Genomic DNA, 9,539 nt, shown 5'->3' with positions numbered 1-9,539 from the left:
GCGACCGATAATGACGACCAGGAAAAAACTGCCAGCCCACGAAAAAGGCTCCGGCAACATTTTCGCGGACCTCGGTCTGCCTAACGCCGAGGAGCACCAGCTCAAGGCTGCACTGGTGGTGCAGCTCAAACGGTTGATCGCCGAACGGGAGTTGACCCAGACGGCAGCCGCCAAGCTGATCGAAATGAAGCAACCGGACCTTTCAAAGCTGCTCAGGGGCGACTTTCGGCTGGTTTCGGTCGAGAAACTGATGCGGATGCTGACGGCGTTCAATCAGGATGTGGAAATCACGCTAAAGCCTCATCGGAAGCGGGGCGAGGCCGGACGGATCACATTGATTTCGGCGGCGACATGATACGTGGGGAGCCAAGCGCCCCCTACTTTGCTGTCCGCTCCGTGACGCACAGAACAGCCTCGGGGCGTCATCTTCTATTTGACCGCCCGCAATGATAGATGCCGATCATGTTGCGACACGCCAAACCCTACGGCGCGAGATTCTGTCGCGCCGAGGGCTTGCGTTCGACCGGGTGGATGTCGACCGCGCGCAGGCGGCCGAGCCGCAGCACGTCCATCGACAGCGTCCGGCCGATCCGGTCGCGATCGAGCACCCGGATCAGATCGTCGACGCCGTTGATGTCGACGCCGTCGAGCTTGATCGCCACGTCGCCCGGCAATAGCCCGGCCTGCGCCGCCGGTCCGTCGGGTTCGATCTGCGCGAGCAGCGCGCCCATCTTGTTCTCGACACCGGCCACCACCGCATGCCGGCGCGGGATCGGCGCGGTCTGGCCGGAGACGCCGATATAGGCCCGCCGGACATAGCCGTGACGAATGATCTCCGCCAGCACGAACTGCGCGGTGTTACTGGCGACCGCAAAGCAGATGCCCTGCGCGCCGTTGATGATCGCGGTGTTGATGCCGATCACCTCGGCGGCCGACGACACCAGCGGGCCGCCGGAATTACCGGGATTGAGCGCGGCATCGGTCTGGATCACGTCCTCGATGGTGCGGCCCGAGACCGAGCGGATCGAGCGTCCGAGCGCCGATACCACGCCGGCGGTGACCGTCGATTCGAAACCGAGCGGATTGCCGATCGCGACCACGAGCTGGCCGCGGCGCAGATGCCTGGAATTGCCGAGCGAGGCATAGCGCAGGTCGCGCGCACCATCGGCGCGCAGCAGCGCCAGGTCGGTGTCGGGATCGACCCCGAGCACGCGGGCATCGGTGACGACGCCTTCGAGATCGCGCAGCCGGATCTCCTTCGCGGCGCCGACGACATGGCTGTTGGTCAGGACCAGCCCGTCCGGTGAGATCACGATGCCGGAGCCGAGCCCGCCGCGTTCGCGGCCGCTGCGCTGCTTCGGCCCGGTCTCGACTCGCACCACGGCCGGACCGACCCGCTCGGTCACACCGATCACGGCATTGGAATAGGCGTCGAGCAGCGCCTGGTCGCTGAGTTGATTGTGTTCGTTTGCGTCAGTTTCGTTCGCCGCCGGCAGCTCGGCAGCGGCGACATCGGAGGTGAAATCCAACATGGCCAATTTTCCTTTGGCCGGTCAGATGGGTAGCGCACCCTGCTGACGCAAGGGCTGGGGGTGTAGGGCTACGAGCCCGTCAGCGGCGCGTCCGGATAGGGCGGCTTTGGCGCCGCCGGTGACGGCGACATCGGGCCGGTGTAATTGGCGCGCAGGCTGCGGTCGCAAATCACATACCCCCAGTTGACGATCTGCTTGGAGATGGTCTCGCCGAGATCGCTGAGCCGGGTGCCGACGCGGGCGAGCTGATGGGCCAGATCGGGATCGCAGGGCAACGCGTTCGGCGGATTCAGTTTTCGCGGGTCGGTGTCGATGCCCCAATAGGCGCCCATGCGCGCGTCGCCGGTCAGTTGCGTCTCGTCCTTGGCCTTGTTGCCCGCGATGAAGCGCGCGATCAAGTCGCGACGCCGCAGCGCGCGCACCTGGTTGTCGGTGACGTCGAGGATCCGGCGCAGCTGGCTGATCCAGTCGGTCTGGATCGACGACATGCGAGCGAACGGCGCGCCGCCGTCGCTGACGAAGTTGGTGAGCTGGCCTTTGACGATCGGCTCGACGCCATGATTGTCGTAGACGCCGCCGTCGCAGAGCATGACCCGGGAACAGAAGCCCGCGATCTCGCCCGGCGCGAGGATCGGCCCTTCCGGCCAGTTGGCAAAGCTTCCTGCCGGCGGCTGCAGCAGGAATGGCGAGAAGATCGGAGGAAAGGCCGATGAGGCGCTTACGGCATGCGACACCGGTGTCGCTGGTCTGTCGAGCCGGCCAATGACGTAGTCTCCGGCATAGGGCTTGGAGAACCGCCAGAGCACGCCGGTCTGCAGGTTGGTCGCGCAAAAGATGAACATCGGGCTGTCCGGCAGGTCCTGCAGCGTCTTCGCGCCGAAAAGATATTTCTCGTAGCTCTTCGCCACTTCGCCGGATGCCGTCTCCCACGGCAACGCGCCGGTCAGCGCGTCGACGACGTCGATCTTCTGCCGTGAAAAGCTATAAATGGGATCGACGACGATGCTCTGGAAGTTCGCGAACACGCCATCGGCATTGGCCCCGCTCAGCGCGCTCCAGGACAGCGCGAGCTGTCCCGCGATAATCGATCCGCCGGAAACGCTGGAGATGCGCTTGGCCTGGGAGAGCAGGCCGAGTTCGTTCATGCGCGCGAGCGCGCCGGCATGAAACAGCATGGCCCGAAATCCGCCCCCCGACAGCGCGATGCCGATCCCCCGCTGCGGCATCTCGTCATCCCATTTGAAGCTCGCGGCGTCCTGAGCGATCCTGACGGCTGAATCCGGGTGCGCGTCGTCGAGCATGACGGCTCTCCATCAAAATGAATTTCACAAAAATTCCTGCATGCAACCAGAGCTTGTCAACGCGCGCGCGTCAAGTCACGTCTTGCATCCTCATGCGTTTGCGCCCGAGGCCTTCGCGCGGGGGCGTGCGCGCGCAAAAGCGCGGCGCTCGCCAAGAACTTCCGCGCGTCACGCCAAAATATCTCGCTTGGCAGATGATGGGACCGAGCCGCTCGGCTCGGGCCAACCACGCTTGCCATCTGGCGTTCGCCCCCCAGCCGGATCTCGAACCTTCGGCCGCCGCTTCCTTACAGACGGATGCCGAGCACAACCGCTCACGGCTTGCTGTGCCGTACCGGCGCGCGCGCCTTCACCGGGTCCAGCAGCGACCAGTCGCCCTGCTCCAGCGGATAGCCCTTAGGAAATGGCGCGCGAAGCTCCAGGCCCAGCGAACGCAGCACGCGATCGTCGCGATAATAGCATTGCAGGACGACGCGGGTCAGCGTCGCCGCGGCAGCGCCTCCGGCTGAGCGGAATTCTGCGACAACCCTCTCGCGCTCGGTCGCATCGAGCGCGGCAAGCGGCCTGCCGGCAAGGCGCGCCAGGTGATCGAGCGCCGCGCGCACCTGCGCGGCATCGCGGCCGAGCGTCATGATGATATCGGCCTGAATCGCGGCGTCGTCCGCGCCGGGCACGTCGTACTCGGCGCTGGCCGGGATCATCATCGCCGCGATCGCGCGGAGATCATCGCGCTGGGCCGGGGTGAGAGCGTCTGTCATCACGTCCTCAATCGAAGAGATCGGCGAGGCGCTGCTTCATCTGATCGGCGATGTAGAGCGCGATGGCCTGGATGGTGGAGGTCGGGTTCACCCCACCCGAGGTGACGAAGACGCTGCCGTCGACGATGAACAGGTTTTTCACGTCATGCGACCGGCCCCATTCGTTGACCACGGAGCGCGCCGGATCGGTGCCCATCCGCGCGGTGCCGAGCAGGTGCCAGCCGCCCCAGGGGATCGGCGAATTGACGCAAATGTCGGTGGCGCCGGCGGCTTCGAGAATCTCCCGACCCCGCGCCAGCCCATGCGCCATCATCCTGGCGCTGTTGTCGCTGATCGTGTAGTCGATCTTCGGCGCCGGAATGCCGTGGGCATCTTTCAGCACGGGATCCAGCGTCACGCGGTTGTGCTGCTCCGGCAAATCCTCGCAGATCGCGGAGACATGCAGCCTGTGGCCATTCAGCTTGCGGAACACGCGATGATGATCCGCGCCCCAGGGCAGGATGCCCTTCTGCTCGCTTGCGACCGCCTCGAACACCGGCCCGGCGCCGCGACCGAACTGAATGCCGTAACCGCGGACGAAACCGCGCGAGCGGTCGGTGTGATAGAACTCCTTGCTCCAGAGGCAGGTCGGCGGTGCGCGATTGGAGTCGGTCGGCTCCTTCACGAAGCCGTAGATCTGCGCATAGGGATGGAACATCAGGTTCTTGCCGACCAGGCCCGACGAATTGGCGAGCCCGTTTGGAAAACGGCCGCTGGCGGAATTGAGCAGGATGCGCGGCGTGCCGACACCGTTGCAGGCGAGGATCACGACCTCCGCGGGCTGGAACTGCTCGACATTGTTCTCGTCGTAATAGATGACGCCGGACGCCATGCCCTGCTCGTTGGTCGTGATCTCGCGCACGCGGCAGTGCGTCTTGAGTTCGACGCCGGCCCGGATCGCGTGCGGCCAATAGGTGATGTCGGTCGATGCCTTGGCGCCTTGCGCGCAGGCCGGCGTGCAATGGCCGAGATTGATGCAGCGCGCCCGGCCCTCGTAATCCGTCGTTGCGACCGTGGTGTCCGACGGCCACCAGTGCCAGCCGAGCCTGTTCATGGTCTTGGCAATCAAGGCTCCGGAGAGTCCGAGCGGCTGCGGCGGCATCGGCGGATGGGTCAGCGGCGACAGCGGATCGCCCGACAGGCCCGACACGCCCATCATGCGGTCGTTCTCCTCGAAGAACGGCACCAGCGTGTCGTAGTCGATCGGCCAGTCATCGGCCACGCCGTCAAGGGTCCGGACGCGGAAATCGGACGGATGCAGCCGCGGCCAATGCGCGGTGTACATGATGGTCGAGCCGCCGACGCCGTTGAAGTTCACCACCTTGATCGGCGAGCTGTCGTCGTTGATCGGATAGTCCTCGGGGCGCCTTCGGACATTCGGGCTGGTCGACCAGTCGCCATAGAACCGCGCCTCCCAGTCGCGCCCGGTGCTGGGATATTCGGACGGCCTGGTCCAGCCGCCCTGATCGAGGCAGAGGATGTGCATCCTGGTGTCGGCGAGCGACCAGGCGACCGCGGCGCCGGAGGCGCCGGCGCCGATGATCAGGACGTCCACAGGATCGTTCATTGGGGATCGTTCATTTCAGGGTATTCCACTCGGCACCGCTTGAGAGGCGGTCGGCCTCACACCCGGACCATGAGCGGGCCGGACCAATTCAACGATAGGATCAGATCGGGCCGCTCGTAAAGCCACACCGCGTGCGAGGCATCCATCCGGGGCGCGCGCAAAAACTCCGGTTCTAAAGAACCATTGGTTTCAAGCCGATCGGTTCTGTGACATCCGGAATGTGCTAGGATGATCCCATTCCGCCCATCACACCGGTTCAAGAGCACGCATGCGCTTCCGACGCCTGTTTTTTTCGATTTGCAGCTTCTCCGCGTTTTGCCTCCCCTTTTCGGCGAGCCAGGCCGGCGCCGCCGGCGTCATCGTCCGCAGCGGCGACACCATCCAGCTTGGGACTACCACCTACCGGCTCGACGGCATCGACGCCCCCGAGGTCGACCAGCTCTGCATCGACGACCACGCCGATCCCTGGAGCTGCGGCACCGACGTACGCGACCAACTGACCAGGCTGATCGGCGGGCGCGAGGTCCATTGCGAGGATCTCGGTCCCGACCCGGTCTTCAAGAAGTGGCATGTTGGCATCTGCACGGTCGAGGGCGACACCGCGAGCCTGAACCAGTCGCTGGTGCGCCTCGGCTTTGCCATCCCTTTCGAACCCGCAGTCAAAATGCACCTCAAGGACGACGCCAGCGCCGCGAAGGCCAGCACGCGCGGCATCTGGAAGGGCTGCTTCGTCGCGCCGCAGGAATTCCGCGCCGGCAAGAAGGACGGCGCCCTGCTCGGCGCGTCCTGCCGATCGGACCGCGACCCCGAGATCCGCGCCGTGCTGTTCCCGGACGATCCCGCCATGCCGCCCGCCTGCAGCATCAAGGGCAAGTTCGCGGTGCGGGCACGCGTTACCGGTCATGTCGGCATCTATCATCTGCAGGGCTGCATCGGCTATCCCCCGCTGACCAGGCCGGATCGCTGGTTCTGTTCCGAGGACGACGCCCAGGCCGCGGGCTTCCGCCGCGCCTTCAATTGCCGGCCCGACACGGCGGCGAAATAGCCGCGGCTGGAATTCATAGTCCCAGCCGATCCAGGCGCAGGGGCCGCGGCCCATCACCTCCTCGAGTTCGCGGCCTGTCAGAACGTCATGCATTGACGGTAGCTGCACGGCATCCGGCTCTGCGAGCAGAGATGCACCGGCGTCGATGATCTTCACGACGCCGCTTCCGGTGTTTCTCGTTGTGCAGACGATCATGCCCGAGCGGCCGCCGGGGAGCAAATGCGCGCCACGGCGTTATGCCACGGCGCGGAAAGATCGTGCGGGTCAACAACCGCCTTCTCTCTCCGCACGACCGGCGCTATCGTCGGTCCCATAACAAGGAAGAACAGGATGCAGGGAGTGGAGGATGATGCCGGCCTGGCCGGCAAGGTCGCGTTGATCTCCGGTGGCGGCGCGGCCGGCGAAGGCATCGGCAATGGCCGCGCCGCGGCCATCCTGTTGGCCCGCGCCGGCACCAAAGTGCTGGTAGCCGACCGAGACCTCATCGCGGCCGAACGCACGGTGGAGATGATCCGGGCGGAGGGCGGCGTCGCGGCCGCGTTTGGCGGCGACGTCACCAATGAGACCGATTGCAAGCGGTTGGTCGAGGCCGCGCTCGACCGCTTCGACCGGCTCGATCTGCTCGACAACAATGTCGGCATCGGCAGTCGCGGCAGCGTGGTCGAGGAAAAGGCCGAGCAGTACCGGCGGGTGATGCAGGTCAATGTCGAGAGCATGTTCCTGCTGTCGAAATACGCGATCCCGGCCATGATCAAGACCGCCCGGGGCGGCGCGATCGTCAACATCTCCTCGATCTCGGCGCTGCGCCCGCGCGGGCTCACCACCTATTCGACCTCGAAGGCCGCGGTGATCGGCCTGACCCGCGCCATGGCGGTCGATCACGGCCGCGACAACATCCGCGTCAACTGCATCTGTCCGGGACCGATGTACACGCCGATGGTCTACGCCCGCGGCATGAGCGAGGCCGCGCGCGCCCGGCGCGCCAGGGCCTCGGTACTGAAGCTGGAAGGCACCGGCTGGGACGTCGGCCAGGCCGCGCGATTCCTGCTCAGCGATCACGCCCGCTACATCACCGGCCAGGTGCTGGTGGTCGATGGCGGCGTCACGCTGCAGGCTCCGGAACGCGAATCGCAAGACCAGTGACAACGACACTGATCCCAAAAAGAAGGAAGAAAAACCATGGCCCGCCTGCCCTATCTCGAGGCCGACCAGGTCGCGCCCGAATATCGCGACATGCTCAAGCGCAACACCAATCTGCACAAGCTTTTGGTCAACTCGCCGGAGATGGCCCGCGCCTTCTCCGGTCTCGGCGGCTACATCCGGCATCGCAGCAAGCTCGATTCCCGCCTGCGCGAACTCGCCATCCTCCAGGTCGGCTGGCTGGAAAAATCCGAATATGAGTTCACCCATCACGTCAAGATCGGCAAGGAGTTCGGCGTCACCGACGACGACATTTCGGGCCTGATGGCAGAAACGGAAGGCAAGCCGTCGAAGCTCGAGCCGCTGGCAAAGGCCGTGCTGCGCGGCGCGCGCGAAATGGTGCGGGAGCTCGCGATGTCGGATCGGACCTTCGACGAAATCAAGCAACAACTGTCCGACGAGCACATGGTCGATCTGGTGCTCACCATCGCCTTCTACTGCGGCGTGGTGCGCGTGCTGGCGACCATGAAGATGGACAACGAACCCACTTACAAAGAGGTACTCGCGCAGTACCCGATGGCGGGAGTGAACTGACATGCGCCTCAGGGATCGCATCGCCATCGTGGTCGGCGCCGGCCAGAGCCCCGGCGAAGGCATCGGCAATGGCCGCGCCACCGCGCTGACCTTTGCGCGCGAGGGCGCCAAGGTGCTGTGCGTGGATCATCACCTGGACTCCGCCCAGGAGACCCTCGACATGATCGCGGCCAAAGGCGGCACCGCGGCGGCATGCAAGGCCGACGTCACCAGCGACGCCGACCTCAAGGCGACGGTTGCCGACGCGATGCGGCGCTGGGGCCGCATCGACATCCTGCACAACAATGTCGGCGTCAGCCTTGCGGGCGGCGATGCCGAGCTGCTCGCGATCACGGAAGCGGCCTTCGACCGCTGCGTCGCGATCAACCTGAAGAGCTGTATCCTCGCCGCCAAGCACGTGATCCCGATCATGCGGCAGCAGAACAGCGGCGCCATCATCAATATTTCCTCGATGGCCGCGATCACGACCTATCCTTACGTCGCCTAAAGGCGACCAAGGCGGCGATGATCGCCTTCACCGAACAGCTCGCCTATCAGAACGCCGACTACGGCATCCGCGCCAACGTCATCCTGCCGGGGCTGATGAACACGCCGATGGCGGTCGACACCCGCGCCCGCGAATTCGGCAAAACCCGCGCCGAAATCGAGGCCGAGCGCGACAGCAAGGTGCCGCTGCGCCGCAAAATGGGGACCGGCTGGGACGTCGCCAATGCCGCGCTGTTTCTGGCCTCTGACGAAGCAAGCTTCATCACCGGCGTGACCTTGCCGGTGGATGGCGGATCGAGCGTGCGAAGGGGATAGCGGCCTCGTCGGATGGCCGGAGCGCAGCGATGGCCATCAATCGCAACAAGCTCGCCAATTCATGGAGTTCGCGGGGGCTCAAAGCACGCGTAGCCCGATGAGGCAACGACATCCGGGGTGGGCGGCGAAGCGATCCGTCGCCCTGTTCACGAAAGTGTCACCGGACCCGACGCTGCGAGCGGGCTCGACCAAGCTTAAATTTTAGAAACCTTTTGCAGGCGACGTGGTTGGAACCTCGGCTGGGAAAAGGAGGTTTCCGTGCGTACTCGCCTCATCCACCTCATCAATCCAAAAACCGATTCCCTGACTACCCGCCCCATTTACTTCAACCGGGCATTGTATTCGCCTCTGGCCGGGCTGCTGGCCGTGGCCGCCTGTATTCCGAAAGACCAATACGAGGTGGTGCTCACCGACGAGAACATCGAGACCATCGATTTCGACCTCAAGGCAGACCTGGTGGGCATTTCCGCGATGACGAGCTACGTCAACCGCGGCTATGAGATCGCCGACCGGTTCCGCGCCAAGAATGTGCCGGTGGTGATGGGCGGTGTCCACCCGAGCTTCATGCCGCAGGAAGCCCTGCAGCATTGCGATGCGGTGGTGATCGGCGAGGTCGAGCTCGTGATCGACAGGCTGCTCGACGACCTCAGGCACGGCAATATGCGCGGCAGCTATAAGTCGGACAAATTGCACCCGATGGTCGGGATGCCGATGCCGCGTTACGACCTGCTCAAGAAACATCGTTACATCAACAAGACCTTC

9 protein-coding genes and 1 pseudogene are annotated in these 9,539 nt (G+C 64.9%); 6 read left to right on the top strand and 4 right to left on the bottom strand.

The annotated features are described in order from the left end of the window. On the top strand, window positions 1-355 hold a 355-nt coding region (locus WCB02_RS35235), incomplete at its 5' end, for a helix-turn-helix domain-containing protein (protein ID WP_423965978.1). A 127-nt stretch (window positions 356-482) separates the two neighbouring features. Here WCB02_RS35235 and WCB02_RS35230 read toward each other — a convergent pair. From WCB02_RS35230 to WCB02_RS35215, 4 genes are all read right to left on the bottom strand, one after another. Continuing rightward, window positions 483-1,532: a S1C family serine protease gene (locus tag WCB02_RS35230; protein WP_423965976.1), complete on the bottom strand. Its 1,050-nt coding sequence runs from the start codon at window positions 1,530-1,532 to the stop codon at window positions 483-485. Window positions 1,533-1,600: 68 nt separating this feature from the next. Then, entirely contained in the window at window positions 1,601-2,833 is a 1,233-nt protein-coding gene (locus WCB02_RS35225; protein ID WP_423965974.1) for a patatin-like phospholipase family protein, read from the bottom strand. A 314-nt stretch (window positions 2,834-3,147) separates the two neighbouring features. Continuing rightward, the gene (locus WCB02_RS35220; RefSeq protein WP_423965971.1) at window positions 3,148-3,591 is read right to left on the bottom strand and encodes a hypothetical protein; all 444 of its coding nucleotides are present in this window, start codon (window positions 3,589-3,591) and stop codon (window positions 3,148-3,150) included. Window positions 3,592-3,598: 7 nt separating this feature from the next. Continuing rightward, the gene (locus WCB02_RS35215) at window positions 3,599-5,197 is read right to left on the bottom strand and encodes a GMC family oxidoreductase (protein ID WP_423965968.1); all 1,599 of its coding nucleotides are present in this window, start codon (window positions 5,195-5,197) and stop codon (window positions 3,599-3,601) included. A 268-nt stretch (window positions 5,198-5,465) separates the two neighbouring features. Here WCB02_RS35215 and WCB02_RS35210 point away from each other — a divergent pair, with 268 nt between their 5' ends. From WCB02_RS35210 to WCB02_RS35190, 5 genes and pseudogenes are all read left to right on the top strand, one after another. Beyond that, window positions 5,466-6,242, top strand: a complete 777-nt coding sequence (locus WCB02_RS35210; protein WP_423965966.1) for a thermonuclease family protein — start codon at window positions 5,466-5,468, stop codon at window positions 6,240-6,242. 330 nt (window positions 6,243-6,572) lie between these two features. Further along, window positions 6,573-7,385 (top strand): SDR family NAD(P)-dependent oxidoreductase, encoded by an 813-nt coding sequence (locus WCB02_RS35205; protein ID WP_423965964.1) that lies wholly within the window; start codon window positions 6,573-6,575, stop codon window positions 7,383-7,385. A gap of 36 nt (window positions 7,386-7,421) precedes the next feature. Further along, window positions 7,422-7,976: a carboxymuconolactone decarboxylase family protein gene (locus tag WCB02_RS35200; protein ID WP_423965962.1), complete on the top strand. Its 555-nt coding sequence runs from the start codon at window positions 7,422-7,424 to the stop codon at window positions 7,974-7,976. A gap of 1 nt (window position 7,977) precedes the next feature. Further along, window positions 7,978-8,777, top strand: a pseudogene (locus tag WCB02_RS35195) (SDR family NAD(P)-dependent oxidoreductase). A 258-nt stretch (window positions 8,778-9,035) separates the two neighbouring features. Further along, the coding region (locus WCB02_RS35190; protein WP_423965960.1) for a B12-binding domain-containing radical SAM protein at window positions 9,036-9,539 on the top strand (504 nt) is incomplete at its 3' end.

This window comes from Bradyrhizobium sp. (assembly GCF_049581145.1).
Classification (GTDB): domain Bacteria; phylum Pseudomonadota; class Alphaproteobacteria; order Rhizobiales; family Xanthobacteraceae; genus Bradyrhizobium.
Note: the sequence above shows the minus strand (reverse complement) of the source record. Positions and strands in the feature narration are given on the sequence as shown.